Origin of the sequence: Pseudomonas cuatrocienegasensis (assembly GCF_900110925.1) — a bacterium.
GTDB lineage: Bacteria > Pseudomonadota > Gammaproteobacteria > Pseudomonadales > Pseudomonadaceae > Aquipseudomonas > Aquipseudomonas cuatrocienegasensis.
In genome coordinates, this window is sequence record NZ_FOFP01000001.1 from 1 (window position 1) to 26,393 (window position 26,393).

Below are 26,393 nucleotides of genomic sequence, written 5' to 3' on the forward strand. Positions count from 1 at the left end.
CTTGAAACGCTCGGCTTCTAGGCGCTTGAGCCACAGACAGAAGCCATTGCGTTCCCAGTAGAGGATCTTGACCTGGTTGCGGCAGCGGTTGAGGAACACGAAGAGCACCGGGTTGAATACTTCCACTTTGATGTCCAACTCGACCAATGCTGCCAGGCCGTTGATGGATTTGCGGAAGTCGACGGGCTTGGGATAGAGGTAGACCTTCTGCACCTTGGTGTCGGGACGCATCATGAGGGTGAGCTCCAGCAAGAAATGGGAGCTCAGCATCAAGGGTGCTGCATGTCATTTGTAGATGGGGGTTATGGAGCGCTTACCGAGAAATATTCCTGCAGGCCCAGCATAAACAGCCGATGGTCTTCACTCGCTTCGAAGCCCGGCGTGTGATCTTCGAGTGTTTGCCAGCGCACGATCAAATTGAATTGCTCGGGGTTTTCGATCCCTTGGGCGAGCATGTGCCCGCCGTAACCCTTCGCGCGGCTGAGTAGCGGGGCGACTTCGGCAAATGCCTGCCTGAACGCGTCAATCTGTTGTTTGTGGACGGGGAGTAGAGCGATCTCGTAAATCATGGCGTTTCCTCAATGTTTAACGTTATGCACGACGGCACGACGGCAATTGCGATTTTTCCTTGGAGCCCATTGTTGGGGCTTTCCAGCCGGGCATGGGCGAGGCCAATGTCGGCAAGGGAGTAGACGGCGCCAACGTGCGGGCGCAGCTGGCCGCGCGCGATCAAGGTGCTTAGCTCATCCAGCTTGCCGCGGTTTTGTCTGGTGAAAACGAAGTGATAACTCGCGTTCTTGCCCCAGGCCTGAACGAGGTTTTGTGGCTGGGCGATGTCGACGATCGAGACCACGCGGCCAAGTTGGGCGAGGGCGTCGGGGCTGCGTGACAGTGTGTTGCCGCCGATGGTATCGAACACCACATCGACGCCGCGGCCATCGGTTTCCCGGTTGATGACGTCGACGTAATCTTCCTTTTCGTAGTCGATAAGTACATCGGCACCCATGCTGCGTGCGAACTCAGCGTTGGCTTCGCGCACGGTGGTGAAGACCTTTGCGCCAATGGCTTTTGCCAGCTGGATCGCCACATGACCGACGCCTCCCGCGCCGCCGTGTATCAGGATGCTTTCGCCCACTTTGAGCGCCGCTCGCACGGTCAGTGCTTCCCAGGCTGTTCCGCCGACCAGGCTGAGGCTTGCCGCCTCAAGATGGCTTAACGAGGCGGGCTTCTTGCCAACGATGCTTTGGGCCGCAATGTGGTACTCGGCGTAACTGCCCGGGCCGTCGAATATTTGCGGGGTGTACCAGACTTCATCGCCAGGCGCGAAAGCCGACACCCCTGGGCCGACTTGTTCAACAACGCCAGATACGTCGTGACCGGTAATGGCCGGCAGTGGCACATAGTCGGAATAGTCGCCACGGCGGACCTGGTAATCCAACGGGTTGATGGAGGTTGCGTGTACCCGCACCAGAACTTCTCCCGTGCCCGGCACTGGCTTGGGCAGGTCGCGGAGTTCGAACGATTCAGGGCCGCCGAATGACGTGAGTATCATTGCTTTCATTGTAAAACCTCATTTCTGAAAAAAGGAATATCGGGAAATATCGATGTTTTGTGGCGGAAAATCACTGCGCATTTCTATGTCATGAGGAGCCTCATTTCTGTTAAAAGGGATATCGAGATTTTTCGATGCGATATGGCAAAAAATTACAGCTCTGTCCCTATGATCTCGGCCAGGGCTTTGATGTTTGCTTCATTGCGCTTGTAGTAAGTCCACTGACCAATGCGCCTGACTTCAACCAGGCCGGCTCGTTGCAGGGTGGCAAGGTAATCCGACACCGTTGACTGGGACAGGCCGACGCCTTCCTGGATACTGCTGACGCAAACGCCAACCGTGAGCACGTCGCCCTCATCCTGCGGAGGGAAGCTGTTCACCGGGTCCTTCAAGCCTTTCAAGATTTCAAGGCGTGTCCGGTTGGAGAGGGCTTTGAATACGTCGAGTAATTCCATGGGGGCGATAATATCGAAATTTACCGATATGTCAATGCGCAGCGCAAAAGGGATAAAGATTTAGGCTAAGCGGGTATTTCTTTGCGAAGGCTACACCGCCAAGGGCGATTCAGGCGCAGGCCCATTCTCCGGTCGAGACAGCTGAAATATCAGGCCCGGTTCCGCCCGCTGCGCCGTCAGTGTCCAACTATGGGCCGTTGCAATTTCCTGGCAGATGGCCAAGCCGAGGCCTGCGCCATGGTCACGCCTGTGCGCACCACGCCAGAAGCGCACGAACAGATGGACCAGTTGCTCTGCCTCCACTCCAGGACCCCAGTCGCGTAGCGTCAGGCTATTACTACGTACCTCAAGATGAACTTCGCTTCCGCCTGGGGCATGCTGAATGGCGTTTTCCAGCAGGTTTTTAAGCAGGGTGAAGAGGGCGCCTCGATCAGCCAGCCACTGCTGCTCACTATCGCCAGACATCACCAGGCGCACATCCGCGGTGTCTGCCATGCGCTGCAGGTAATTCACCGCTTCGCTTGCCAGGTCGCGAATGTTGACGCTGGCGAACCTATAGCTCTGCAGTTCGCTCGCCTCGGCCAGGTGCAGTAATTGGTGGACCTGGCGGGTCATGTGCTCGACATCGTTGAGCAGTGACTCGCGCTCATGGCCATGGTCAATCAGCTCGATCTGCGCACGAATCAATGCCAGGGGTGTTTTCAGTTCGTGCGCTGCGGTTGCGAGAAACTCCTGCTGGACGCGGTAGCCGTGTTCAAGCCGCTCAAGCACCTTGTTGAAGCTGTCCACCAGTGGGGCAATTTCCGTCGGGACCGTATCGCTCTGCAGGCGCGCGTGAAGGGAGCGCGGGGAAATGCCGGCAGCGGCAGTCGATATGTCCCGCAGTGGTTTGAAGCTGTACTTCAAGGTCACATAAACGCTTGCGCCGAAAACGAAGAGCAGCATCAGGCTGAACAGGGTGATGCCCAGGCCAGTAAATGGCATGGCAAACGCCCGATAGACCAAGTGGAAAAACCGCGTACTGGCGGTGAACTGCAGATACCAGGTGCGTCCGTCGTGCTCGACGGCTTCGGTGGCGCCGTGCATCGTCACGCCCCTCTGCTCGAACGTGAAGCTGCCAGGCTGGGGCTGGCCGGCGGCGCTTTCAGGCCAGATGACCTCGCTGGTCGGCGCGGACAGCACAACCTTCCCTGAGGTATCCAGCACGCGGTAAGCGGTCTCCTGTTTCAGGCTGTCGAATACCCACTCGACGTCGAAGTCGTCAATGTCGAGCCCAATGGGTATGCCATTGCGGTCGAATAGCAGGTCATCAGCCAACTCTTTCGTGGTATCGGCCACCTCTGCGTCAGAGAGTAAGGCGCTTTGCGAGGTCGTGATGGAGACGACGGCCAGCACCATCAGGGTGGTGGTCAGCACCGCGCCCGCGATGTAGGCAAGCAACACTTTTGCCGCGAGGCTATTGAGCCCCAGCGTGCTCGCGAAGCGCATAACCATGCCCTCTGACGTTGACAATTTTGTAGCGTGAACCAATGGCGATCAGCTTGCGGCGAATACGATGCAGGGCGACGTCCAGAGCATTTGGTGTAACCGCTTCGCTCAGGCCCCAGGCTGCTGCCTCCAGCGCACTGCGGCGCACCACATCCTCCTGGTTGCGCAAAAACAGCAGCATGATCTGCATCTCCGCAGGCGATAGGGCAACGCTGTTTTCCCCGTGCCATAAAACCCCGGTGTCGGGACGCAGGGTCAGACCGCCGTAACTGGGATCGAGGGCGTTGAGCACCACAGGACGACGCAGCAGCGCCTTCACGCGCGCCACCATTTCATCCATGGCGAAGGGTTTGGCAAGGTAGTCGTCGGCGCCGGCGTCCAGACCTTCCACGCGATCATGTAACGCATCGCGGGCGGTCAATACCAGACAAGGCAGGCCCTGGCCGGCCCTGCGTAGTTTCTGCAGCAGAGTAAGACCGTCGCCATCCGGCAAGCCCCGATCAAGGATCATGGCCTGGTAAGGCAGTTGCTGGATCGCCGCCCAGGCGGCATCCACGCGGCTGACCATATCGACCGCAATGCCGGCGCCCGCCAAGCCCTTGCAGATCAGCTGGGCCAGCCGTTCGTGATCCTCGATCAGGAGAATGCGGCTCATCAGAAGCGGTACAGGTAACCGAAGCGCACGCTGTTTTCGCTAGAGGTGTCTACCAGCGGGCTGTCCTCGATCTCGCTGCCAAGGCGTACGGCTTCCAGGTCGAGGAATACCGAGTGCTGTTGATCGAACATGTAGGTTCCACGCACGCCAAATTGAGTGTTGATGGTGGATTTCCCTTCATAGGCTGCGCGGTCGACACGGACTTCGTCGCTGCGCACGCCGAAATAGTAGTCGACGTAATCCTGGTTTTGCCAGACGGCGGCCAGCCGCGGGGTGAGCATTATGTGCTCGCCGAACGTCCAGCTTCTTTCCAGCCCCAGGGTAAACCGCTGGCCGTCGCTGTCGCCCGATATATCGGCGAGCCACTCGGCGTTGACGTTGACCAGCTCGTTCTGCCACTCCACTTTCGCCCCGCCCCAGAAGCCGCCGTCGCGATCGTCCATGCCATCGAGAATTGGCGCGTCGCCTTCTTCATAGCCGCTGGAATCATACTCGGCGACGATGTAGAAGTTGAATTGCTGAGAATCGCTGATGCGCAGGCTGGGCAACTTGATCTCGGCAGTTGGGCCGAATACCCGGACATAGTCGTTCTCGAAATAGATCAGCGGTATTGCCTGGTTATCACGGTCGATATCGGTGTAGGGCTGCTGAGTGCTGGCAACGCCAAGCCCCAGGCCCCAGGACGACGTCCCGTCGCTGGCTGGCTGTTCGCCCGCGTGGGCCGTGAGCGATGAGCACAGGCCCGCGACAACGGCTGAAGCAGCTGCGGTGCGCATGAGTGCACGCGATAGGTTCGGAGCGGGGAAGCGGAAACGATGCATTGGGCTCTCCAGAGCAAGGATGAAGACGGCTCAATGATTGGCAGCTCTGACTTACTGAACACTTACTGACCGCGCCTTATTTGTTTCGCCTGCCGGTAAGTATCTGGAAAGGTTGGCCCCCCGATAGTGACTCCCGAAAACAGCTAACCGACGGCCAGTGGCGTCGTGTTGAACACGTGCGGCTTTGCCCACGTAAGAAGGGAGAACGTCGTTTTGAATGCATTACTCAGCCTGCCCTGGGCCGTGTTGGCAGCAGCCGTGCTCGCCGGCTGCGCCTCTATCGCGCCGCCGCCCACACCAGGCAGTGCCGAGGCGCCCGTTGCTGCGCGTTGGCATGCACCCCTTGCCCATGAGGGCACAGTCGATGAGCTGACACGTTGGTGGGCGCAATTCGACGACCCGCTGATGCTCGGCCTGATCGCCGATGGGCAGTACGCCAGTGCGACCCTGGCCCAGGCGTTTGGGCGTATTGCCGATGCACAGGCGGCACGCATTGGTGGCATGGCGGCGTTGCTGCCCTCGCTGGATGCGGTTATCGAGGCCAGCCGTGGTCGGTCCGAAGTGGCCGCCCCGGTTGCTTCGTTATCTTCCGCAGGTCTGCAGGCCAGCTGGGAGCTGGACCTGTTCGGCGCCAACCGTGCTGGCGCCAGCGCCGCGCAGGCACAGCTGGAAGCGCGCATGGCGGGCTGGCATGACGCACGCGTTTCACTGGCCGCCGAGATAGCGACGACGTACGTCGAGCTACGGGCGTGCGAAGCGCAGGTCGTGCAGGCCGAATTCGACGCCGAATCACGCAGAGAAACAGCGCGCTTGACCGAGCTGATGGTGATGGGCGGCTTTCAGGCACCCGCCGAGGCCGACCTGGCTCGTGCCAGCGCGGCGCAAGGGCAGGTGACCCTGGCTGAGCAGCGCGTGCAATGCGCCTACCTGATCAAGTCGCTGGTTGCCCTGACGGCGCGAGATGAGCCGGTGCTACGCAAGCAACTGGCTGACGCCACTGCGCAACTGCCGCAGCCAGCCCAGTTTCGCGTAGCCAGCGTGCCGGCCCAGGTGCTGGCGCAGCGCCCCGATATCTATGCGGCGGCGCGCGATGTCGTCGCCGCCAGTGCTGAGTCGGTACAGGCGCAGGCGTTGCGCTGGCCGCGCGTCACCTTGAGCGGAAATATCGGCAGCACACGTATCGCCGAGGAGGGTGGTGTCAGCAGCAACGGCACGCTGTGGAGCGTCGGCCCGGTTGCGGTGACGCTGCCGCTGTTCGACGGCGGTACTCGGCGGGCGAATGCCGAGGCGGCAAAGGTGCGCTACGAGGTGGCCAGCGTTGTCTACGCCGAGCGTTTGCGCAACGCCATCCGTGAGGTGGAAACCGCACTCGTCACCCTGCAAAGCACTGCGACCCGCAGTGACGATGCTCGCCGTGCGCTCGACGGCTTCGAGCGTTCATATCTCGCCGTCGAATCCCGTTACCGGGTCGGCAGTGCCAGCTTGTTCGAGCTTGAGGATGCGCGCCGCAGCAAGGTTGCCGCCGAGGTCACCCTGATCGAGCTGCAACGCGAATGTGTCGCCAGCTGGATCACCCTGTACCGCGCGGTCGGCGGTGGCTGGTCCGCTGCTGAACTAAACGAAATCAGCGGCGTGTGACGCCCCCATAAGCCACTCGCACGCCTGCCCAGGATTACTACACCCATGAACAGAACAACCCGCCACACTGCCTTTATCGTCATGACGATGGTCGCGGCGTTTACCCTCGTGATCGCGGCTCTGCTCGTATGGCTCCCTGGCCCAGCGCCGGCTACCGATAAGGCGCTCGCGACGGCGAAGCCTGCGCTCACGGTCTCCGTCACCCGCCTGCAACCCGCGACCCTGCCCATTCGCGTACAGGCGAACGGCAATGTCATGCCCTGGCAGGAAGCCAGCGTTGGCACCGAGGCGGACGGCCTGCGCCTTGCCGAGGTCATGGTCAATGTGGGTGATCTGGTGCGGCGTAACCAGGTGCTCGCCATCTTTGCCGCCGACACAGTGAGCGCCGAGCTGGCGCAACGTCGCGCGGCGACGGCAGAGGCAGAGGCGGCGCTTGCCGAGGCCGAGGCCAACGCCCAGCGGGCGCGGCTACTGCAAAGCAGTGGGGCGTTATCGGCGCAGCAGATCACTCAATACCTCACGGCGGAGCGTACGGCGCAGGCCCGGCTGGAGGCCGCTAGAGCGACCGAACAAACCCAACGTCTGCGCATGGGCCAGACCCGTGTACTGGCGCCTGACGATGGCGTGATCTCATCGCGCAGCGCCACCGTGGGCGCCGTGCTCCCGGCCGGTCAGGAGTTGTTTCGCTTGATCCGCGGCCGGCGCCTTGAATGGCACGCCGAGGTGGCCGCAGCGGACCTTGCCCGGCTGCAGCCCGGCCAGATTGCCCAGGTGCGCGTGGCCAATGAGCAGGTGGTGGAGGGCCGGCTGCGAATGATTGCTCCGGTGGTCGATAGGCAAACCCGCAACGGCCTGGTGTATGTCGATCTACCAACGGACAGCCCGGTACGCGCCGGCATGTTCGCCCGTGGCGAGTTCGAGGTCGGCAGCGATCAGGCGATGACCTTGCCGCAGAGTGCGGTGCTGCTGCGCGACGGTTTCAGTTATGTGCTGCACGTGGGGGCGGACGCCAAGGTTGTGCAAACCAAGGTGACGGTCGGACGGCGAGTAGGGCAGCGCGTCGAGATTACTGACGGCATCGATACAGCAGATCAGGTTGTTTTGGCGGGCGGCGGGTTTTTGGGTGACGGCGATTTTGTTCGCGTGGTTGAGGAACCGCCGGCCTTGAGTAATGACCCGCTGACCTCGGTTACAGACGCCACACCCGTCAGCACCTCCTTGAGCGGAGGTGTGCAATGAGCCTGAACGTCTCGTCCTGGTCGATCCGCAATCCAACCCCGGCCATCCTGCTGTTCATCCTGCTGACGTTCGCCGGCCTGATGGGGTTCGGCATGATGAAAATCCAGGAGTTTCCCGATATCGACCTGCCGGTGATCACTGTGACGGCCGAATTGCCAGGCGCTTCGCCCTCACAGCTGGAAAACGATGTCGCGCGCAAGATAGAGGATTCCCTCGCAACGGTGCAGGGCGTCAAACATATCCAGAGCACCCTGACTGACGGTACTGCGGATATCTCGGTCGAGTTTCGCCTCGAGAAGTCGACCCAGGAAGCGCTGGACGATGTCCGCGATGCCGTGGCCCGGGTACGCGCCGATCTGCCGGCAGACCTGCGCGACCCGGTGATCAGAAAGGTGGTGATCTCCGGCTCGCCGATCCTCACGTATACGGTCGCTTCGACGCGCATGGATGATGAAGCCCTGTCCTGGTTCGTCGACCACGACATCAGCAAGGCATTGCTTGCTGTGCCCGGCGTCGGCGCCGTCTCTCGGGTCGGCGGCGTCACCCGCGAGGTGCGTATTGCGCTGGATCCGGCGCAGCTGCTTGCGCTGAACACCACGGCCCTGGACATCTCGCGCCAGCTGCGTCAGGTGCAGCAGGAAGCCTCCGGCGGCCGGGCCTATCTTGGCGGCGGTGAGCAGATGGTGCGCACCATCGCCACCGTGCAGTCGGCTGAGGAGATTGCCAGGCTGGAAATCACCCTCAGCGATGGCAGGCGCGTCAGGCTCGACCAGGTTGCCAACGTCTCTGACACGGTCGCCGAGCCGCGCTCGGCCGCACTGTTGAATGGCCAGCCGGTAGTCGGTTTTGAAATCGTCCGCGCCCGTGGCGCCGGTGAGGTGGACGTTGGCGAAGGCGTGCGTGCCGCGCTCGATGAGCTGAAAGCCAAGCACCCGGAAATCACCGTCACCGAAGCGTTCAACTCCGTTGACATGGTGGTGGAGAACTACGATGGCTCGATGCGCCTGCTTTATGAAGGGGCGGCGCTCGCCGTGCTGGTGGTGTTTCTCTTCCTGCGCGACTGGCGGGCGACTTTTGTCGTCGCCGTGGCGTTGCCGTTGTCGGCGATCCCGACCTTCGCGGTGATGTACTGGATGGGCTTCACCCTCAATACCGTAACGCTGCTGTCCTTGTCCCTGGTGATCGGCATTCTGGTGGACGACGCGATTGTCGAGATCGAAAACATCGCGCGCCATATACGTCAGGGCAAGACGCCTTACCAGGCCGCGATGGAGGCGGCCGACGAGATCGGCCTGGCGGTTGTCGCGACCACCTTCACCCTGATTGCGGTGTTTCTGCCCACCGCGTTTATGAGCGGTACGGTCGGCAAGTTCTTCGTCCAGTTCGGTTGGACGGCGGCAATCGCGGTGTTCTTCTCGCTGCTCGTCGCGCGCATGCTCACGCCGATGATGGCGGCTTACCTGTTGCGGGCACCGAAGCAGCAGGCGGAAAAGCCCTCGCGCTGGATAAGCCTGTACCTGGTCTGGGCGCGCTGGTGCCTGCGCCACCGCGCGCTGACGGTCACGGCGGCAGCGGCATTTTTCGTCGGTGGGTTGCTGCTCGCGTCGTCTTTGCCGGGCACCTTTATTCCGCCCGATGACAATTGGCAGACCCAGGTCACCCTGACGCTCGCCCCCGGCAGCACGCTGGACGACAGCCTCGTGCTTGCCGAGCGCGCGCGCAGGATCATCGAGCACAACCAGCAGGTAAAGATGGTGTACACCAGCATCGGCGCAAGCGCGACCAGTGGCGACCCTATAAACGCCTCTGGAAGCTCCGCTGGAGATGTGCGCACGGCGCTGCTGACGCTGAACATGACGCACCGCGAGGAGCGCCCTGGGCTGACCAAGCAGCAGATCGAAAGCCAGCTGCGCGAAGCCCTGGCCGTATTGCCTGGCGTGCGCGTCAAGGTTGGCATGGGCGACTCGGAAAACTATGTGCTGGTGCTGGCGGGCGAAGACGGTCGGGTACTGAGCCGTCACGCGCAGCAGGTGGAGCGCGAGTTGCGCACCATTCCTGGGGTGGGCGCAGTGACATCGACGGCCAGCCTGGTGCGCCCCGAGCTGATCGTACGGCCCGATTTTGCCCGTGCGGCCGATCTTGGTGTTACCTCGGCCGCGATCGCCGACACCCTGCGTGTCGCCACGACCGGTGATTACGATCAGGAGCTGGCCAAACTGAGCTTCAGCGAACGGCAGGTGCCCGTGGTCGTACGGCTTAGCGATGCCGCACGCGGCGACTTCGAGATGCTCAAGCGCCTCCCGGTACCCGGCGCGCGCGGCCCGGTGCCGCTGGAAAATGTCGCGACGCTGGAGATCGGCAGTGGCCCTGCAGAAATTGCCCGCTATGACCGCATGCGCAACATCAACTTCGAGATTGAGCTCAACGGCGAAGCACTGGGCACTATCGAGCAGGCGGTGCTGGCGCTGCCCAGCTTGCAGAACATGCCGGCGGGCGTGATACAGAGCGCCAGTGGCGATGCCGAAGCGATGGGCGAGCTGGCCATGGGTTTCGGGCTGGCCATGCTGACGGGGGTGGTGTGCATCTACATGGTCTTGGTGCTGCTGCTGAAGGACTTTATGCAGCCGCTGACCATTCTGGCCGCGCCCATGCTGTCGATCCCTGGCGCGTTCGTGGCCCTGTTTCTTAGCGCAACCGCGATATCGATGCCGTCGATGATCGGCCTGATCATGCTGATGGGCATCGCCACCAAGAACTCGATTCTGCTGATCGACTACATCATCCTCGCGCGCCGCGACTACGGCCTGGCGCGGTGGGACGCGATTATCGACGCCTGCAGCAAGCGCGCCCGGCCCATCATCATGACGACCATTGCCATGGGCGCGGGGATGTTGCCGGTTGCCCTCGGCGTGGGCGCTGATCCGAGTTTCCGCTCACCCATGGCGATTGTCGTGATCGGCGGGCTGATGACCTCGACCCTGTTGAGTCTGCTGGTGATCCCGGTGGTCTTTACCTACCTGGATGACGTCGCGCAGTGGCTGCGCCAACGCACACGTAGCTCACGGGAACATTCGTCATTGAACGAACGTGACCAGCCGGTATAGCGACCATGGCGTCGGAGGTCAGTTATAAACACTCTTATGCCAACAGCATCGGAGCAAGGCGCGATCCAGGCGCACTGCTGGAAACAGGTTCAGATTGAGTTCGCGTTGCCACTGCGCGTCGTCCAGCGCTGCGAAGCCGCCGCCGGGTGCTGACGAACCACCCAGGACGTGGACGAGGATGTCCACACTGCCCAGCCGTTGCTTCGCTGCGGTTACCAGTGTTGCGCAGCCTTTCGGGGTCGAGAGGTCGGCCTGCACGAACAGCTCGGCCGGCAGCTCGCTGTTTGCCTGCCGAGCCGAGGTCAGCACCTTGGCGCCCTCGGCGAGGAACAGCTCGACCACCGCGCGGCCGACGCCTTTGGTGCCGCCTGTTACCAGAACTCGCTTACCGCTCAGATCGAGGTTCATGGCGCAATCTCCAGTGAGCGGATCTGGCCGTTCTGCAGCAGAAACACATGATTCAGCTGCACCGGGCTGCCAGGGAAGTTACCGACCAAACGTGCCGTGACGCTCAGCGTGTCGTCTCTCTGCGTCGCCGCCAGCGGCTCGACGCTATAGGTGAATGCCTGGCGGGCTTCCTGTTGCCAGGTTTCGATGGCGGCAATGCCCTGGTGCGTGCGGTTTTCGTCGGTCACCCTGGCGTCCGCGTAGAAGCAGGCGGCAAGGCGCGAGATGTCGCCGCCATTGCTGACATCGAAGTAGGTCTGTACGGCGTCAGGCAGTTGCAGGTTCATGGCCTGATCTCCTCTCACAGTGGGTTGGGATTCACGACTGTGATCTTGCCGCTCGACGGATACTTTGCTCAACTGGGATAGAAGTTAATGACCTATCCCGAATTTCAGGACAATTGCATGGCAGACCCGCGCCTGGGCCTTAATGAGCTGGAAGCCGGGCTGGCCGTGGCCCGCCGCGCCTCGTTTCGGCAGGCGGCTATCGACCTTGATGTTTCGACTACGGCATTGAGCAACACCATTGCCAAACTGGAGGCGAGTCTCGAAACGCGGTTGTTCAATCGCACCACCCGCAGCGTGTCGCTGACCGAGGCGGGCACCCTGTACCTGCAGCAGGTCGGGCCGGCATTGCAGGACGTGCGGGCAGCGCTGGAAGCCGTGCGCTCGCATAATGCCGGGCCATCTGGCGTGTTGCGCATCAATGCGTTCGCCAGTGCCGCTCGCGCCGCATTGCTGCCGCTGGTGCTGGAGTTTCTGCAGCGTTACCCGAAGGTGCATATCGACCTGGTGACTGAAGGCCGCCTGGTGGACATAGTCGCGGACGGTTTCGATCTCGGTGTACGGTCCGCGAGTCTGGTGCCCAGCGATATGATCGTGATCCCCCTTGGCCAACCGCAACGCTACGCTGTGGTTGGTTCGCCCGCGTACTTCGAGCAGCATGGCCGGCCTCTTACGCCAGCCGATCTGCTCCACCATCAGTGCCTACGTATCCGGCTGCCGAATGGCGCGATCTTCCCCTGGCATTTTGAACGGGCGGGCGAGGTGACCCGGTTGGATATAAGCGGGCCGCTGACCCTTGATGAGTCCAGTGTTGCCAAGACCGTGGTGCAGGCAGGTGTGGGGCTGGGCTTTTTCCTGGAGCAGGATGTGCTGGCTGAAATCGAGGCTGGGCAGTTCGAGCGCGTACTGGAAGACTGGACTCCACCCCGAGACAATCTGTGCCTGTACTACCCGAACCGTCGCAACCCCTCCGCAGCGCTCAAGGCATTTACCGCTCTGGCGCGCGGCAATCTGCCCAGCAAAGACTAACGGTGGTAATACGCCTGTCTGTCCGCAGCTGTCTGCTGGTAGGCGGCGCGCAAACGCTCCGTCAGTTGCGTTTTATGCAATTCTTAACGCCAATCTCGACGTCGGGCGGTGACTGTGGACAGGTTTCAGGAGATGAAGGTGCTGCTGGCCGTTGCCGAGGCGCAAAGCTTTGCCGGTGGCGCGAGGCTGGTGGGCATGTCGCCGCCCAGCGTGACCCGGGTAATTGCCGGGCTGGAGAAGCGGCTGGGCACGCTGTTGCTGGCGCGCAGCACACGCAGCCTGCGCCTGACCGAGGCAGGCCGGCGCTATGTCGAAGACTGCAAACGCATCCTGCTGGAGCTGGAAGAGGCCGAGGAGTTGGCCACTGGCAGCAGTATTCGTGCGCGGGGCAACCTGACGGTGACGGCGCCGGTGATGTTCGGTGAGCTGTATCTGATTCCGCTGATTACCGAGTACTTGTCGGCGCATCCGCAGGTGGCGATCAACGCGCTGTTGGTGGACCGCCTGGTGAATATGGTCGAGGAGGGCGTGGACGTCGCCATCCGCATTGGCCAGTTGCCGGAAACCGGCTTGCAGGCCATCAAGGTCGGGCATATCCGTCCGGTCATCTGCGCTGCTCCGGCCTTTCTCGAGCGCTTTGGTCGGCCGCAAGAGCCCAAGGATTTACTGGCGGCTCCTGTGGTGATGTCCTCGGCCAGCAGCCTGCTTACCGACTGGCAATTCAACCTGGGCACCAGCGCTCTTACCCTGCATCCCAAACCGCGGCTGATGGTGAGTTCCAATCAGGCGGCAATCAATGCTGCGTGCCTGGGCTGGGGGCTGACGCGGGTGCTGTCGTATCAGGTAGCCGAGTTGGTCGCGAAAGGGGAGCTGGAGATCATCCTCGATAGCTTTGAGGCGGCAGCGATACCGGTGCATGTGCTCTATCAAGGTGGCGGACGAGTGCCGGCCAAGGTGCGCACTTTTGTCGACTTTTGTGCCGGCCGCTTCCTGCAGGATCCCGCGCTGCAGCGGGGCGGGGGTGCTTAACCCGTGAGCCGCTATCGCCAGATGCAGGTGTTCGACGCCGTGGTGCAAGCCGGCAGCCTGGCAGCGGCCGCGCGTCAGCTAAACCACTCGCCCGCGACCATCATGCGTAGCGTCGCCTTGCTGGAATCACGCCTGAACAACACCCTGCTGATTCGCGGGCCGCGTGGTGTCGAGCTGAGCCCATCGGGCGAACTCTTTGCTGTCAGCTGTCGGCAGATCCTCGAACAAACCGCGGTTGCCGAACGCTCCGCTGCCGGCTTGCATGCTAGCCCTGCCGGGCAGTTGAGCGTGTCACTGCCGATGCTGATGGATCAGCAGGTATTCACAGCAATCGCCCTCGACTATCTCGCGGCATTTCCCGAGGTGCAGCTGGTCACCCGGGCCAGCGAAGGCGTGCCCAAGCTGCTTGAGGAGAACATTGATGTCGCCCTGGTGGTGGGCCATTTGCCGAACTCTTCCGGGTTCGCCATGCCGGTGGGCAGGGTGCGGCCGATTGTCTGCGCCTCTCCCACGTACCTGGCCAAGTGGGGGCGCCCGCAGATACCCGACGACCTCAAAGTGCACCGTAGCGTGCTGACTACGGCCGACGGCCCGCAAAACGAATGGCGCTTTCGCTATGAGCGCACCACACGCCTGGTGAAGCCCACGCCAGTGCTGACCTGCACCACCCAGCGCGCCGCTATCCATGCTGCGACCCTAGGGCTGGGCCTGATTCGCTGCATGAGCTACGAGGCGCACCATGAGCTGCAGAACGGCTTGCTTGAGCCCGTATTGAGCGACTTTGCCAGCGAGGATCTGCCCGTGCAGCTGATCTACCGCGATGGCCGCCGTGCCGAGGCGCGGGTGCGCACCTTTATCGATTTTGCCACGCCCAGGCTGCGCGCTCATCCGGCATTTATTGGCTGACGCCGCGCGCTTGTCACCTCAGCGCACAGCCGCATTCTTTTAGAAAACGAAATTATGCATTGCTCTGCATGGGGATTCTGCTTGGCCGCGAGCGGGTGCAGCATGGGTCTACCAGCGCAACAAGCTGCGCTGACATCCCTAACCCGATGCGGAGCCACCCCATGTCTCAACCAGCCATCAAGCTCTATCACGTCCCTCTTTCAGGCCATGCCCATCGCGTCGAACTGATGCTGTCACTGCTGCAGCTGCCCACCGAGCTGGTGTTTGTCGACATGCCCAATGGCGCCCATAAAAAGCCTGAGTTCCTCGCGCTCAACGCTTTTGGGCAGGTGCCGGTTATCGATGACAACGGCACCATTCTCAGCGACTCGAATGCCATTCTGGTTTATCTGGCGAAGAAATATGGCGACGGTAAGTGGCTGGCTGAAGAGCCTCTTGCTGCTGCGCGCATTCAGCGCTGGCTGTCGGTGGCGGCTGGTCAACTGGCTTACGGCCCTGCATCTGCGCGGCTGATCACGGTGTTCGGTGCGCCATTGAATGCCGAGGAAGTGATCGCGCGCTCCCACGCCCTGCTCAAGGTGATGGACGGCGAACTGGCCAGCACGCCTTTCCTGGCAGGCGATACGGCCACCCTCGCCGATATCGCCAACTACACCTACATTGCCCATGCACCGGAAGGCAATGTTTCGCTGCAGGCCTACCCGAACGTGCTCGCCTGGCTGGAGCGGGTAGAAGCACTACCAGGTTTTGTGCCCATGCAGCGTACTGCTGCCGGTTTGCAAACCCTCTGAGCCCGTACTGGCTGCCGGGTTTTCCGGTAGCCCTTTCGAGGAGCGCATTGCATGGATCATCTGCCCAAACACCGCCGCTCACCCTGGCATGCCGGGGAAAAACAGCTTCAGGAGCGCTACAGCGTTTCCGAGCGCATGGAGGTTATCGGGCAGAAGGTCATTCGCGACTACATGCCTGAGCAACATCGTGAGTTTTATCAGCAGTTGCCCTTTATGCTGGTCGGCGCGGTCGATGCACAGCAGCGGCCCTGGGCGACCTTGCTTGAGGGGCCGGAAGGCTTCGTCACTTCGCCCGATCCGCAGCAGTTGCTAGTGGCCGTACAACCCGACGAGCAGGACCCGGCCGCTGCCGGCCTGCAACCCGGCCAGGCCATTGGCTTGCTCGGCATCGAGCTGCATACACGGCGGCGCAATCGCATCAACGGGGTGATCCAGCAGGTCTCTGCCGATGGCCTGGCCGTGGCGGTCGAGCACTCCTACGGCAATTGCCCCAAGTACATCCAGGCACGCGGCTATAGCCGCTTGCCGGAGCGGCTGAAGCACCGCGCCGCACGCGAGGATTTCACGGAGTTGAATGCCCGCACCACCGAGCTGATCCGCGCAGCGGACACCTTCTTTATCGCCAGTTACTTCGACCATGACGCGCACAGCCGCTCGGTGGATGTCTCGCATCGCGGTGGCCGCGCCGGCTTTGTCAAAGTCGAGGGTAACCGCCTGACCATCCCCGATTACGCCGGCAACCTGTTCTTCAACACCCTGGGAAACCTGCAGGCCAATCCTGTCGCCGGCTTGCTGTTTGTCGATTTCGTCAGCGGCGACATGCTGCAACTTACCGGCCGTACCGAGCTGATTCTCGATGGCCCGATGATCACCGCGTTTGAAGGCGCCGAGCGTCTCTGGACCTTCGATGTCGAGCAGGCAGTATTACGCCCGGCAGCAACAGCGCTGCGTTGGGAATTTCACGATTACGCACCGACCAGCCTGGCCACCGGCTCCTGGGCTGAGGCGGACGAGAAGCTGCGGCAGAACGAACAACGCCGGCAGTGGCAACAATGGCGTGTGACCCAGATACAGCAAGAGAGCCAGGACATCCGCTCGTTGTTTATCCAGCCGCTGGATAAGGCCGCGGTGGCGTTTACCCCAGGCCAGCATATGCCGCTACGCCTGCAAACACCTGACGCTGAGGCGCCGCTGATCCGCACCTACAGCGTCTCCAGCGCGCCGTCCGACGGGCATATCCGTATCAGCGTCAAGGCCCAGGGGCCGGCTTCGCATCATCTGCATAAGCATGTGCAGGTGGGCGATGTCCTGGAGGTTCGCCCGCCCATGGGCAGTTTCACCCTGATCGAGGAAACCGAGCGCCCCGTGGTGTTGATCGCGGCCGGGGTTGGCATCACGCCCTTGCTCTCGATGTTCCGGGAGCTGGCCGCGCAAACGCATCAATCCCAGCGCCAGGTACATCTGTTTCAAAGTGCCAGAACCCTGGAGGACCTGCCGTTCCAGGTAGAACTCAAGGCGCTGCAGCAACGCGATGCCGAACGCCTGCATCTCCATCGCGCCTTAAGCCGTCCGGGTGCGGATGCTGTGGCTGGCCGCGACTTTGAAATAACCGGCCGGCTCGACTTCGCCCAGGTCAAGGCGCGGTTGCCGCTGGATGACTACGACTTTTACCTGTGCGGTCCTGGCAGCTTTCTGCAGAGCATGTACGACGGCCTGCGCGGGTTGAACATTGTTGATGAACGCATCCACGCCGAAGCCTTCGGCCCCTCGACATTGCAGCGCTTAGCGGTTGAACCGTTTGCTGCACCGGCCCAGTTACCCGCCGCCAGTGCCCCGGTACCGGTCTATTTCTCCTCGTCGGCGAAAGAGGCGCGCTGGACACCGGGCAGTGGCAGCTTGCTGGAGCTGGCGGAAAGCCGCGGTCTGAGCCCCGACTTCAGCTGCCGTGGCGGCTCGTGCGGTACGTGCAAAACGCGCCTGATCAGCGGCAACGTGCATTACCCCAATCCCCCGGCACAGCTACCGGCGAGCGATAGTGTGCTGATCTGCTGCGCTGTACCGGCGCAGCAGGAAGGTGGTATCCAACCTCTGGTGCTTGAACTCTAGTGTCGCGACACGAATCATCTGTTGCTTTTTGTAGTAGCGAAGGGGGCGCCTAGCCTTTATTCGCGATAAATCGTTAAAGCGCTGCAGTGTTGCGGCTAAAGCGGAGCGCCGCCCGGCCCATCCTGCGTACCGACATTTCATGGTTGACGCGATACTAGCCGGCTATTCCCTCTCTCAAAAAAACAGGAGCCACCGTCATGCCCAGTGCTGAAACGCGTCCACCGTTGCCGCCTTTTACCCGGGAGTCCGCCACCTTGAAAGTGCGTCTGGCCGAAGACGGTTGGAACAGCCGCGATCCGGCAAAAGTGGCCCTGGCCTATACCCCTGATACCCAATGGCGCAACCGCGCGGAGTTCGTGACCAGCCGTGCCGAAGCCCAGGCGTTTTTAGAGCGCAAATGGAACAAGGAGCTGGAATATCGCCTGATCAAGGAGCTGTGGGCGTTTACCGATAACCGCATTGCCGTGCGTTATGCCTATGAGTGGCACGACGACTCGGGCAACTGGTTTCGCTCTTACGGCAACGAGAACTGGGAGTTCGCCGAAAACGGCCTGATGGCCCACCGGTTTGCCTGTATCAATGACCTGCCCATTCAGGCGTCCGAGCGTAAATTCCGCTGGCCACTGGGCCGTCGTCCTGACGAGCATCCGGGGCTTTCGCAATTGGGGCTATAACGGCAATTGACTGCCGCAGTGTTCAAGGCTCTTCCACTGCGTTAGACCAGTATGGGCATCCAAGCCGAGATCAGCAGCAAGAACGCCAGCACCTGGTTCAGTCGCTTGAGCGCCTGAGGCGAGCGTAAAACTCGGGCACTGCCCAAGCCGAGTAATGCCCATAGGGTCATGCACGGCAAGGAGACCAGCAGAAACAATAGCGTCAGGACCATCACCTGCAAAGTCTTGTCGCCAGCACCGACAAACACGCTGACCACTGCCACGGCCATCATCCAGACCTTGGGGTTGACCAGTTGCAGGGTGGCGGCACTGAGGACATTGATGCCCTTGCCGCGGGGGCTCGGCACGTCCAGGGAGGGCGGTGGACTATGGAAAATCTGCCACGCCAGCCAGCTTAGCCACAGCACGCCGGACCACACCATCACCTGCTGGACAAGTGGAAAGCGCAGCAGCGTTTCACCTACGCCGAGACCGACGGCCAACACTATAAATGCCGCCGCTGTGCATGCCCCCAAAATGATCGGCAGCGTGGCGCCTAGCCCGCACCTCGAACTGTGGCTCAACACCAGAATATTGGTCGGCCCTGGGGTAATCGAGGCAACAAAGGCAAACAGCAGAAAAGGCAGCAAGGACTCCATGGCTCAGGCTCCCTTGCAGTGCAATGAGACAGGCAAGGCGAGCAGTGACAACGGCATGGCATGGACTCCTGAATCGAAAAGAAGTCCATGGTTGCAAGTCAGTGCCAGTCAGTCTGGAAGGTTTGAGCAGCGCTTGCGGTAATCCGCTGGTGTGAGTTGGTAGGCCCGACGAAACCAGCGCCCCAGATGGCTTTGATCGGCGAACCCGAGGGCACTGGCCACCTGTGCCGGCAACTCGCCGCGGGCTAACAGCTGGCGGGCCTTGGCCAGCCGCAGCTGGATCAGATAAGCATGTGGGGCCAAGCCAAAGGCTGCCTTGAAGGCTCGAGTCAGGCGAAAGCGGTCAACTGCACAGGCTTGTGCCAGATCATCCAGACCGATGTTCTCGTAGACATGTGCATGCAGGTAATCACGTGCAACCTGGGCCACCAGCGGCAGACGCGGGTCACGCGATTGGCGTTTGCGCCAATCAAGGTGGCAAGTGAGCGAGTCGAGCAAGGTGTCGACGGCGTTCTGGCGCACGATGCGCAGATCACCGCCATGGAACGCGTGGAATGCCTGATTAATGGCCATGGACAGGTCGCGGTCCTGGCTCAGGGTGGCGGCAAAGCCCAGTTGGCTGTTGGCTGGTACGTGCTCGAACAGCGCGTGCAACTCTCTTTCCAGCCAATGCGGTTCAAGGTAGAGCATGGCATAGGTAAAGCCTTCCTCGGTCGGCGCATGCCCATCGTGGATTTCCCCTGGCTCGAGCATAAAGACCTTGCCCGGTGTGCTGAGATGGCGCACACGCCGGCAATTGAACTGCTGTACGCCCTGTTCGGTTACCCCCACCAGAAAGCTGTCATGCCAATGCGGATCGTAGGCATGCCCCTGAAAATGGGCGCGAATAGACTCAATCCCGGTATCGGCATCCTGGGACAGCTCAATCCAGTTGCGTGTATCCACGGATGACTCCAGAAGTGGTTGTTCAGCTTAATCTGCGTGGGCGCTCAAATTACTGCGTTTTGCCGAGCGCTGTTTAGAAGATTTGTGCAGCGCTGAGCAACTGCTGTGCCGGCTCACGGGGTTGCCAGCCGCCACCGAGGGCCTTGAAGGCCGCGACCGCTGCGCGGGCTGATTCCGTCTGCGCCTGTGCGCGCGTATCGCTGGCGCGCAGCAAGGTTTCATCGGCATTCAAGACTTCGATCAGACTGACAGCCCCCTTCTGATAGGCCATAAACGAAGCATCGCGTGCTTGGCCGAGCGAGTCGACGCCCCTGGCAAGTAGCGTTGCCTGCTGCTCGCGGTTGACCAGTGCCGAGAAGGCGTTTTCTACATCCTCGGTGGCGCGCAGCACGGCCAGTCGATAGGCCGCCAGCATCTCGGCCTCCTGGCCCTTGGCCAGGTCGATCTGCGCGTTGATCCGGCCGAAATCGAACAGACGCCAGCGCAGGCCCAGCACGCCGGCGGTCTGGCTGGCGGCGTTACTGAACAGGTTGCCGCTGGACACCGAGGTCGCACTGCCAATCAGTCCACTCAGGGAGAGCTTGGGGTAATACTCGGCGATGGCGACGCCGATACGTGCGTTGGCGGCGGCCAGTTGGCGTTCGGCCGCAATCAGATCGGGGCGGCGTCTGAGCAGGTCACCCGGTGACCCCGTCGCCGCAATCTGCGGCGCAGCCGGTATGGCGGTCGCTTCGGCCAGTTCCGTGCGGTGTGTGCCGGGCGATACGCCGAGCATCACATCCATTGCGTTCATGGCCGCCGTCAGGGCCGTATCGAGGACGGGGACGGATGCCTGAACCTGGGCGAGTGCCCCTTCAGCCTGATGGACCTGGAGTTCGGCAGCCAGCCCCTTGCTATAAAGAAGATTGACCCTCGCAAGCAGCTCTTGCTGGGTCTGTATCTGCTTGTGGGCAATGTCGAGACGGGCCTGCAGCCCGCGGATGCTGATGTAAATGTCTGCGGTCTGTGCCGCCACAGCCAATCGTGTGGCGCTCGCCCCGGCGTCGCTCGCCTGGTACTCGGCCAGCGCTGCTTCGCGTTCGCGGCGCAGGCCACCGAACAGGTCCAGCTCCCAGCTCGCGCCAAGATTGGCTTCATAGGCATTGCCGTAGCGGTCGAACTCGGGTGTCGAATTCAGCACTTGTCCCAGCGGCGTTTCAACTGACTGGTAGGTCCTGGCCGCTTGACCGCTGATGTTGCCAGAGGGCAGCAAAGCGGCATTCGCCGCTCCCAGTCCAGCACGCGCCTGAGCGACGCGGGCGGCCGCCTGTGACAGGTCGAGGTTCTGCTCAAGGGCCAGGGTTACGAAGCGCGTTAGCTGCGGGTCGTCGAAACCTGTCCACCAGGCGATAAGGCTGGCATTGGCAGCGGCATGCCGTTGCTCGACTACCGTTTGCCCCAGGTATCGCTCCGGCAGGGGCGTATCGGGTTGCGTGTAGTCGGGGCCGACGGCGCAGCCTGCCGAGAGGCTGACGCTGATAAGCAGGGCAAGAACGCGCTTGGTTGGCATGGGCTTATTCCAGAACGGGGTATGATAAACAGACTGCTTGTGACCATAATACGTATTGGTCACTAGTTGTCCACTTTAAATATTGGCAGTAGGCATGTACCCATGAGCAAGACAGAGCTTAATTCAGGTTCGGTCCGCGGCCCGGTTGATCACGATGTGCGCGTTCAGATCGTTGCCGCCGCAACCGAGCACTTCAGCCTGTATGGCTACGAGAAGACCACCGTTTCCGATCTCGCCAAGGCCATCGGCTTTTCCAAGGCCTATATCTACAAGTTCTTCGAGTCCAAGCAGGCCATTGGCGAGTCGATCTGCGCCAACTGTCTGAGCCAGATCGAGGCCGATGTCAGGGCGGCCGTCAGTGAGGCCGAACACCCGCCGGAGCAGCTGCGGCGGATGTTCAAGTCGATCGTCGAGGCCAGCCTGCGTCTGTTTTCCCAGGACCGTAAGCTCTACGAGATTGCGACGTCGGCGGCGACCGAGCGCTGGCAGGCGGCGCTTGCTTATGAAGGGCGCATCCGCGAGTTGCTGCAGGACATCCTCCAGGCCGGTCGGCAAAGCGGAGACTTCGAGCGCAAGACGCCCCTGGATGAAACCGTGATGGCGATCTATCTGGTTCTTCGGCCCTATATCAACCCACTGCTGCTGCAGCACGGCTTCGACTACATCGACGAGGCGCCGGCGCAACTGTCCAGCCTGGTACTGCGCAGCCTGTCACCGTAACAGCATCATTGTCGTTGTGACTATTGACTAAATTGGTCACTAGAATCAAAGTGAGAGCCCCGATCATTTCGCGTATGGGACTCTCATGCTCCGGCGTCGCTTTGTTTTACCTACCCTTATCTGCGTATTGCCGTTTGCGTTGGTTGCGTGCGGCGAGAAGACGCAAACCGATCCACGCACCGAAGCGCCGCTGGTGCGTGCCGCTACCGTGCAACAGGCAATCCCCGCTTCGCGTTCCTTCAGCGGAACCGTAACGGCGCGCGTGCAGAGCGACCTGGGTTTTCGTGTCGCCGGCAAGGTGCTGGAACGGCTTGTGGATGCGGGGCAGACCGTCAAGCGCGGTCAGCCACTGATGCGTATCGACCCCGTCGACCTGAAACTTGCCGCCCATGCACAGCGCGAAGCGGTCGCCGCTGCGCGAGCGCTGGCACAGCAAACCCGTGATGATGAAGCGCGCTACCGCGACCTACGCGGAACCGGCGCGATATCGGCGTCGGCCTATGATCAGTTCAAGGCCGCGGCGGATTCCGCCAACGCCCAGCTCCGTGCGGCCCAGGCCCAGGCGGAGGTAGCCCTCAATGCGACCCGTTATGCCGAGTTGCGGGCGGATGCCGACGGCGTTGTCATGGACACGCTGGTCGAGCCCGGGCAGGTCGTCAGTGCCGGCCAAGCCGTAGTGCGTCTGGCACATGCCGGCTCCCGTGAAGCGCTTATCCAGTTGCCGGAAACCCTGCGCCCGGCGCTCGGCTCCGCTGCCCAGGCCATGCTCTTCGGCAATGCTGCCGTTAGCGTCCCGGCCACATTGCGGCAACTCTCGGATGTAGCGGATAGCCAGACCCGCACCTTTGAGGCGCGCTATGTGCTGGAAGGGGCGTTGGCTAACGCGCCCTTGGGCACCACGATCACCGTGCAGATTTCGCACGGGCCTGCCGCAACGGAGCATTCCTCCGTGCAAGAACTCTTGCAGGTGCCGATCGGCGCGCTGTACGACGCGGGCAAGGGCCCCGGTGTGTGGGTTATCCAGGGCGAACCGGCACAGGTTCACTGGCAATCGGTGGTGGTTCAGCACCTTGATGATGAGCACGCACGCATCACTGCCCCGCTCAAGCAAGGTGAGCGGGTCGTTGCGCTCGGCGTGCACCTGCTGCGCGAAGACCAACAGGTACGGGTGGCCGGTGAGGCCGCCGTCGCGGCGGCCGAGGGAGACCGGCCATGAGCGAAGGGCGTTTCAACCTGTCAGCGCTTGCTGTACGCGAGCGTTCCATCACCCTGTTTCTGGTCTGCCTGATCTCGCTCGCTGGGGTTATCGCGTTTCTCAAATTGGGTCGTGCGGAGGACCCGGCGTTCACGGTCAAAGTGATGACCATCGTCACCGCCTGGCCCGGTGCTACCGCCCAGGAAATGCAGGACCAGGTCGCCGAGAAAATCGAAAAGCGTCTGCAGGAGCTGCGCTGGTACGACCGTAGCGAGACCTACACCCGACCAGGCCTGGCCTTTACCACCTTGTCGCTGCGCGACAGCACGCCGCCTTCTGAGGTGCCGGAGGAGTTCTACCAGGCCCGCAAGAAGATCAGCGACGAGGCGAAAACGCTGCCCGCCGGGGTGATCGGCCCGCTGGTCAATGACGAGTATTCCGACGTCACCTTCGCCCTGTTCGCACTCAAGGCCAAGGGCGAGCCGCAGCGCCGCCTGGTGCGCGACGCCGAGACGTTGCGCCAACGGCTGCTGCACGTGCCGGGGGTGAAAAAGGTCAACATCATCGGCGAGCAAGCCGAGCGCATCTTCGTCGAGTTCTCCCATGAGCGCCTGGCGACCCTGGGCATTGGCCCGCAGGAGGTGTTCGCCGCGCTCAACGGGCAGAACGCCCTGACCCCGGCCGGCTCAGTGGAAACCCGCGGCCCGGACGTGTTCCTGCGCCTGGATGGCGCCTTCGATGAGCTGCAGAAGATTCGCGACACGCCGGTGATCGCCCAGGGCCGAACCCTGAAGCTGTCGGATGTCGCCACAGTCAAGCGCGGCTATGAGGACCCGGCGACCTTCCTGATTCGCAACGGTGGCGAGCCGGCCCTGCTGCTCGGCATTGTCATGCGCGAGGGTTGGAACGGGCTCGACCTGGGCAAGGCGCTGAACGGCGAAGTGAGTGCGATCAACGCCGAGTTGCCGCTGGGCATGAGCCTGAGCAAGGTCACGGACCAGGCCGTCAACATCGCCTCGTCGGTTGACGAATTTATGGTCAAGTTCTTCGTCGCGCTGTTGGTGGTCATGCTGGTGTGCTTCGTCAGCATGGGCTGGCGCGTCGGTGTTGTGGTCGCCGTGGCAGTGCCGCTGACGCTGGCGATGGTCTTCGTGGTGATGGCTGCCAGCGGCAAGAACTTCGACCGCATCACCCTGGGCTCGCTGATTCTGGCATTGGGTCTGCTGGTGGACGACGCCATCATCGCCATCGAGATGATGGTGGTGAAGATGGAGGAGGGCTACGACCGCGTGCAGGCCTCCGCCTATGCCTGGAGCCATACGGCGGCGCCGATGCTCTCCGGTACCCTGGTCACCGCCGTCGGTTTCATGCCCAACGGTTTTGCCCGCTCCACCGCTGGCGAATACACCAGCAACATGTTCTGGATCGTCGGTATCGCGTTGATCGCCTCCTGGCTGGTCGCGGTAGTCTTCACACCTTACTTCGGCGTCAAGCTGCTGCCCGAAATTAAGAAGGTTGAGGGCGGCCATGGCGCCATCTACGACACCCCACGCTACAACCGTTTTCGCCAGCTACTGGGCCGGGTCATTGCCCACAAGTGGCTGGTCGCCGGCTCCGTGGTCGGATTGTTCGTCGTGGCGGTGCTTGGCATGGGCCTGGTCAAGAAGCAGTTCTTCCCCATCTCCGACCGCCCCGAGGTGCTGGTCGAGGTGCAGATGCCCTACGGCACCTCCATTACCCAGACCAGCGCCGCCGCGGAAAAAGTCGAGACCTGGCTGGCTCAGCAGGAAGAGGCGAAGATCGTCACCGCCTACATCGGCCAGGGCGCGCCGCGCTTCTTCATGGCCATGGGGCCGGAGCTGCCTGATCCTTCGTTTGCCAAGATTGTCGTGCGGACCGACAGCCAGGAAGCGCGCGAAGCATTGAAGCACCGGCTACGTCAGGTGATTGCCGAGGGGCTGGCCAGCGAGGCGCAGGTGCGCGTCAGCCAGTTGGTGTTCGGTCCGTATTCGCCGTACCCGGTTGCTTATCGCGTCACCGGCCCGAACCCGGACACGCTGCGTGATATAGCCGCCGAGGTGCAGCAGGTGCTGGACGCCAGCCCGCTGATGCGCACGGTCAATAGCGACTGGGGCACCCGCGTGCCTGCGCTGCACTTCAACCTGCAGCAGGATCGTCTGCAGGCAGTGGGGCTCACTTCCAGCGCCGTTGCACAACAGTTGCAGTTCCTGCTCAGCGGCGTACCGATCACCGCCGTTCGCGAAGACATCCGCACGGTGCAGGTGATGGCCCGGGCGGCCGGCGATATTCGCTTCGATCCAACCCGCGTCATGGACTTCACCCTGGCCGGTGCCGATGGCCAGCGCATCCCGTTGTCGCAGATCGGCACCGTGGAGGTGCGCATGGAAGAGCCGATCATGCGCTGGCGCGACCGTATGCCGACCATCACTGTGCGTGGCGATATCGCCGAAGGTCTGCAACCGCCAGACGTATCGACGGCCATCACCCAGCAGTTGCAAGCGATCATGGCGAAGCTACCGAGCGGTTATCGCATCGAGCAGGCGGGCTCCATCGAGGAGTCGGGCAAGGCCATGGTCGCCATGTTGCCGCTGTTCCCGATCATGCTGGCCGTCACGCTGATCATCATCATCCTGCAGGTGCGTTCGATCTCCGCAATGATCATGGTCTTCCTGACCAGCCCGTTGGGGCTGATCGGTGTGGTGCCGACGCTGATCCTGTTCCAGCAGCCGTTCGGCATCAATGCATTGGTCGGCCTGATTGCGCTGTCCGGCATCCTCATGCGCAACACGCTGATTCTGATCGGGCAGATCCACCACAACGAACAGGCCGGTCTCGATCCGTTCCGCGCCGTGGTCGAGGCCACCGTGCAGCGTGCCCGCCCGGTAATCCTCACCGCATTGGCGGCGATTCTGGCGTTTATTCCGCTGACCCATTCGGTGTTCTGGGGAACGCTTGCCTACACCCTGATCGGCGGCACCCTGGCGGGAACCGTGCTGACCCTGGTGTTCCTGCCGGCCATGTACTCCATCTGGTTCCGGATCAAACCCGATAGCAGTAGCCGCTTCCTGGAGGCGCAGCCCGCATAAACAGGCGTCTGTGGCGGGCAG

Annotated in this window: 24 protein-coding genes; 12 read left to right on the plus strand and 12 right to left on the minus strand. The window is 62.0% G+C overall.

Annotation, left to right across the window (positions count from 1 at the left end):
* From tnpB to BMW49_RS00035, 7 genes are all read right to left on the minus strand, one after another.
* The coding region (gene tnpB, locus BMW49_RS00005; protein WP_244168287.1) for an IS66 family insertion sequence element accessory protein TnpB at positions 1-234 on the minus strand (234 nt) is incomplete at its 3' end.
* 68 nt (positions 235-302) lie between these two features.
* Positions 303-569, minus strand: a complete 267-nt coding sequence (locus BMW49_RS00010) for an antibiotic biosynthesis monooxygenase family protein (RefSeq protein ID WP_090390801.1) — start codon at positions 567-569, stop codon at positions 303-305.
* Complete coding sequence (locus tag BMW49_RS00015; RefSeq protein ID WP_069517146.1) at positions 566-1,561, minus strand: zinc-dependent alcohol dehydrogenase family protein; 996 nt, start codon at positions 1,559-1,561, stop codon at positions 566-568. Before BMW49_RS00015 ends, BMW49_RS00010 begins: the two co-directional genes overlap by 4 nt.
* A 143-nt stretch (positions 1,562-1,704) precedes the next feature.
* Positions 1,705-2,007 carry an ArsR/SmtB family transcription factor gene (locus BMW49_RS00020; protein ID WP_069517145.1) on the minus strand — a complete coding sequence of 101 codons (303 nt, stop codon included), beginning with the start codon at positions 2,005-2,007 and terminating at the stop codon, positions 1,705-1,707.
* A gap of 90 nt (positions 2,008-2,097) precedes the next feature.
* Entirely contained in the window at positions 2,098-3,495 is a 1,398-nt protein-coding gene (locus tag BMW49_RS00025; protein ID WP_069517144.1) for a sensor histidine kinase, read from the minus strand.
* Complete coding sequence (locus tag BMW49_RS00030) at positions 3,464-4,150, minus strand: response regulator transcription factor (protein WP_069517143.1); 687 nt, start codon at positions 4,148-4,150, stop codon at positions 3,464-3,466. The genes BMW49_RS00025 and BMW49_RS00030 overlap by 32 nt, the downstream gene beginning before the upstream one ends.
* Positions 4,150-4,971: a MipA/OmpV family protein gene (locus BMW49_RS00035; RefSeq protein WP_083251680.1), complete on the minus strand. Its 822-nt coding sequence runs from the start codon at positions 4,969-4,971 to the stop codon at positions 4,150-4,152. Before BMW49_RS00035 ends, BMW49_RS00030 begins: the two co-directional genes overlap by 1 nt.
* Before the next feature lie 213 nt (positions 4,972-5,184).
* Here BMW49_RS00035 and BMW49_RS00040 point away from each other — a divergent pair, with 213 nt between their 5' ends.
* Genes BMW49_RS00040 through BMW49_RS00050 form a run of 3 tightly spaced genes read left to right on the plus strand, consistent with a single transcriptional unit; the run spans position 5,185 to position 10,952 of the window.
* Positions 5,185-6,609: an efflux transporter outer membrane subunit gene (locus BMW49_RS00040; protein WP_069517142.1), complete on the plus strand. Its 1,425-nt coding sequence runs from the start codon at positions 5,185-5,187 to the stop codon at positions 6,607-6,609.
* 45 nt (positions 6,610-6,654) lie between these two features.
* A complete protein-coding gene (locus tag BMW49_RS00045) occupies positions 6,655-7,848 on the plus strand; it encodes an efflux RND transporter periplasmic adaptor subunit (protein ID WP_069517141.1) in 1,194 nt (397 codons plus the stop codon).
* Positions 7,845-10,952 (plus strand): efflux RND transporter permease subunit, encoded by a 3,108-nt coding sequence (locus tag BMW49_RS00050; protein ID WP_069517140.1) that lies wholly within the window; start codon positions 7,845-7,847, stop codon positions 10,950-10,952. The genes BMW49_RS00045 and BMW49_RS00050 overlap by 4 nt, the downstream gene beginning before the upstream one ends.
* Before the next feature lie 18 nt (positions 10,953-10,970).
* Here BMW49_RS00050 and BMW49_RS00055 read toward each other — a convergent pair whose 3' ends face one another.
* Positions 10,971-11,360, minus strand: coding sequence for an SDR family NAD(P)-dependent oxidoreductase (locus BMW49_RS00055; protein WP_244168288.1), 390 nt, complete (start codon positions 11,358-11,360; stop codon positions 10,971-10,973).
* Positions 11,357-11,686: a nuclear transport factor 2 family protein gene (locus BMW49_RS00060; protein ID WP_069517139.1), complete on the minus strand. Its 330-nt coding sequence runs from the start codon at positions 11,684-11,686 to the stop codon at positions 11,357-11,359. The genes BMW49_RS00055 and BMW49_RS00060 overlap by 4 nt, the downstream gene beginning before the upstream one ends.
* 117 nt (positions 11,687-11,803) lie before the next feature.
* On the opposite strand from BMW49_RS00060, the gene BMW49_RS00065 reads away from it, so the two are divergent.
* From BMW49_RS00065 to BMW49_RS00090, 6 genes are all read left to right on the plus strand, one after another.
* The gene (locus BMW49_RS00065; RefSeq protein ID WP_069517159.1) at positions 11,804-12,712 is read left to right on the plus strand and encodes a LysR family transcriptional regulator; all 909 of its coding nucleotides are present in this window, start codon (positions 11,804-11,806) and stop codon (positions 12,710-12,712) included.
* 132 nt (positions 12,713-12,844) lie between these two features.
* Positions 12,845-13,741 carry a LysR family transcriptional regulator gene (locus BMW49_RS00070; protein WP_170829035.1) on the plus strand — a complete coding sequence of 299 codons (897 nt, stop codon included), beginning with the start codon at positions 12,845-12,847 and terminating at the stop codon, positions 13,739-13,741.
* Between the two features lie 3 nt (positions 13,742-13,744).
* Entirely contained in the window at positions 13,745-14,647 is a 903-nt protein-coding gene (locus BMW49_RS00075; protein WP_069517137.1) for a LysR family transcriptional regulator, read from the plus strand.
* A gap of 161 nt (positions 14,648-14,808) precedes the next feature.
* Positions 14,809-15,438, plus strand: a complete 630-nt coding sequence (locus BMW49_RS00080) for a glutathione S-transferase family protein (RefSeq protein WP_069517136.1) — start codon at positions 14,809-14,811, stop codon at positions 15,436-15,438.
* 51 nt (positions 15,439-15,489) lie between these two features.
* Entirely contained in the window at positions 15,490-17,544 is a 2,055-nt protein-coding gene (locus tag BMW49_RS00085; RefSeq protein ID WP_069517135.1) for a pyridoxamine 5'-phosphate oxidase family protein, read from the plus strand.
* A gap of 197 nt (positions 17,545-17,741) precedes the next feature.
* On the plus strand, positions 17,742-18,218 hold the full coding sequence (locus tag BMW49_RS00090; RefSeq protein ID WP_069517134.1) for a nuclear transport factor 2 family protein: 477 nt from the start codon (positions 17,742-17,744) through the stop codon (positions 18,216-18,218).
* Between the two features lie 41 nt (positions 18,219-18,259).
* Here the strand turns inward: BMW49_RS00090 and BMW49_RS00095 are convergent, their stop codons facing one another.
* From BMW49_RS00095 to BMW49_RS00105, 3 genes are all read right to left on the minus strand, one after another.
* Positions 18,260-18,856, minus strand: coding sequence for a LysE family translocator (locus BMW49_RS00095; protein ID WP_069517133.1), 597 nt, complete (start codon positions 18,854-18,856; stop codon positions 18,260-18,262).
* A 108-nt stretch (positions 18,857-18,964) separates the two neighbouring features.
* Positions 18,965-19,801: an AraC family transcriptional regulator gene (locus tag BMW49_RS00100; RefSeq protein ID WP_069517132.1), complete on the minus strand. Its 837-nt coding sequence runs from the start codon at positions 19,799-19,801 to the stop codon at positions 18,965-18,967.
* A 73-nt stretch (positions 19,802-19,874) separates the two neighbouring features.
* The gene (locus BMW49_RS00105) at positions 19,875-21,350 is read right to left on the minus strand and encodes an efflux transporter outer membrane subunit (RefSeq protein WP_069517131.1); all 1,476 of its coding nucleotides are present in this window, start codon (positions 21,348-21,350) and stop codon (positions 19,875-19,877) included.
* A gap of 102 nt (positions 21,351-21,452) precedes the next feature.
* Here BMW49_RS00105 and BMW49_RS00110 point away from each other — a divergent pair, with 102 nt between their 5' ends.
* The 3 genes from BMW49_RS00110 (at position 21,453) to BMW49_RS00120 (ending at position 26,372) form a co-directional block, all read left to right on the plus strand.
* A complete protein-coding gene (locus BMW49_RS00110; protein ID WP_069517130.1) occupies positions 21,453-22,070 on the plus strand; it encodes a TetR/AcrR family transcriptional regulator in 618 nt (205 codons plus the stop codon).
* Between the two features lie 85 nt (positions 22,071-22,155).
* On the plus strand, positions 22,156-23,286 hold the full coding sequence (locus tag BMW49_RS00115) for an efflux RND transporter periplasmic adaptor subunit (protein ID WP_069517129.1): 1,131 nt from the start codon (positions 22,156-22,158) through the stop codon (positions 23,284-23,286).
* The gene (locus tag BMW49_RS00120) at positions 23,283-26,372 is read left to right on the plus strand and encodes an efflux RND transporter permease subunit (protein ID WP_069517128.1); all 3,090 of its coding nucleotides are present in this window, start codon (positions 23,283-23,285) and stop codon (positions 26,370-26,372) included. Before BMW49_RS00115 ends, BMW49_RS00120 begins: the two co-directional genes overlap by 4 nt.
* Positions 26,373-26,393 lie beyond the last annotated feature (21 nt).

What these genes read in the sequence shown, in the direction of transcription:
- BMW49_RS00010 (WP_090390801.1), bottom strand. Translation starts at nt 569, where the DNA reads ATGATTTACGAGATCGCTCTACTCCCCGTCCACAAACAACAGATTGAC.
- BMW49_RS00015 (WP_069517146.1), bottom strand. Translation starts at nt 1,561, where the DNA reads ATGAAAGCAATGATACTCACGTCATTCGGCGGCCCTGAATCGTTCGAA.
- BMW49_RS00020 (WP_069517145.1), bottom strand. Translation starts at nt 2,007, where the DNA reads ATGGAATTACTCGACGTATTCAAAGCCCTCTCCAACCGGACACGCCTT.
- BMW49_RS00025 (WP_069517144.1), bottom strand. Translation starts at nt 3,495, where the DNA reads ATGCGCTTCGCGAGCACGCTGGGGCTCAATAGCCTCGCGGCAAAAGTG.
- BMW49_RS00030 (WP_069517143.1), bottom strand. Translation starts at nt 4,150, where the DNA reads ATGAGCCGCATTCTCCTGATCGAGGATCACGAACGGCTGGCCCAGCTG.
- BMW49_RS00035 (WP_083251680.1), bottom strand. Translation starts at nt 4,971, where the DNA reads ATGCATCGTTTCCGCTTCCCCGCTCCGAACCTATCGCGTGCACTCATG.
- BMW49_RS00045 (WP_069517141.1), top strand. Translation starts at nt 6,655, where the DNA reads ATGAACAGAACAACCCGCCACACTGCCTTTATCGTCATGACGATGGTC.
- BMW49_RS00050 (WP_069517140.1), top strand. Translation starts at nt 7,845, where the DNA reads ATGAGCCTGAACGTCTCGTCCTGGTCGATCCGCAATCCAACCCCGGCC.
- BMW49_RS00055 (WP_244168288.1), bottom strand. Translation starts at nt 11,360, where the DNA reads ATGAACCTCGATCTGAGCGGTAAGCGAGTTCTGGTAACAGGCGGCACC.
- BMW49_RS00060 (WP_069517139.1), bottom strand. Translation starts at nt 11,686, where the DNA reads ATGAACCTGCAACTGCCTGACGCCGTACAGACCTACTTCGATGTCAGC.
- BMW49_RS00065 (WP_069517159.1), top strand. Translation starts at nt 11,804, where the DNA reads ATGGCAGACCCGCGCCTGGGCCTTAATGAGCTGGAAGCCGGGCTGGCC.
- BMW49_RS00070 (WP_170829035.1), top strand. Translation starts at nt 12,845, where the DNA reads ATGAAGGTGCTGCTGGCCGTTGCCGAGGCGCAAAGCTTTGCCGGTGGC.
- BMW49_RS00080 (WP_069517136.1), top strand. Translation starts at nt 14,809, where the DNA reads ATGTCTCAACCAGCCATCAAGCTCTATCACGTCCCTCTTTCAGGCCAT.
- BMW49_RS00085 (WP_069517135.1), top strand. Translation starts at nt 15,490, where the DNA reads ATGGATCATCTGCCCAAACACCGCCGCTCACCCTGGCATGCCGGGGAA.
- BMW49_RS00090 (WP_069517134.1), top strand. Translation starts at nt 17,742, where the DNA reads ATGCCCAGTGCTGAAACGCGTCCACCGTTGCCGCCTTTTACCCGGGAG.
- BMW49_RS00095 (WP_069517133.1), bottom strand. Translation starts at nt 18,856, where the DNA reads ATGGAGTCCTTGCTGCCTTTTCTGCTGTTTGCCTTTGTTGCCTCGATT.
- BMW49_RS00105 (WP_069517131.1), bottom strand. Translation starts at nt 21,350, where the DNA reads ATGCCAACCAAGCGCGTTCTTGCCCTGCTTATCAGCGTCAGCCTCTCG.
- BMW49_RS00110 (WP_069517130.1), top strand. Translation starts at nt 21,453, where the DNA reads ATGAGCAAGACAGAGCTTAATTCAGGTTCGGTCCGCGGCCCGGTTGAT.
- BMW49_RS00115 (WP_069517129.1), top strand. Translation starts at nt 22,156, where the DNA reads ATGCTCCGGCGTCGCTTTGTTTTACCTACCCTTATCTGCGTATTGCCG.
- BMW49_RS00120 (WP_069517128.1), top strand. Translation starts at nt 23,283, where the DNA reads ATGAGCGAAGGGCGTTTCAACCTGTCAGCGCTTGCTGTACGCGAGCGT.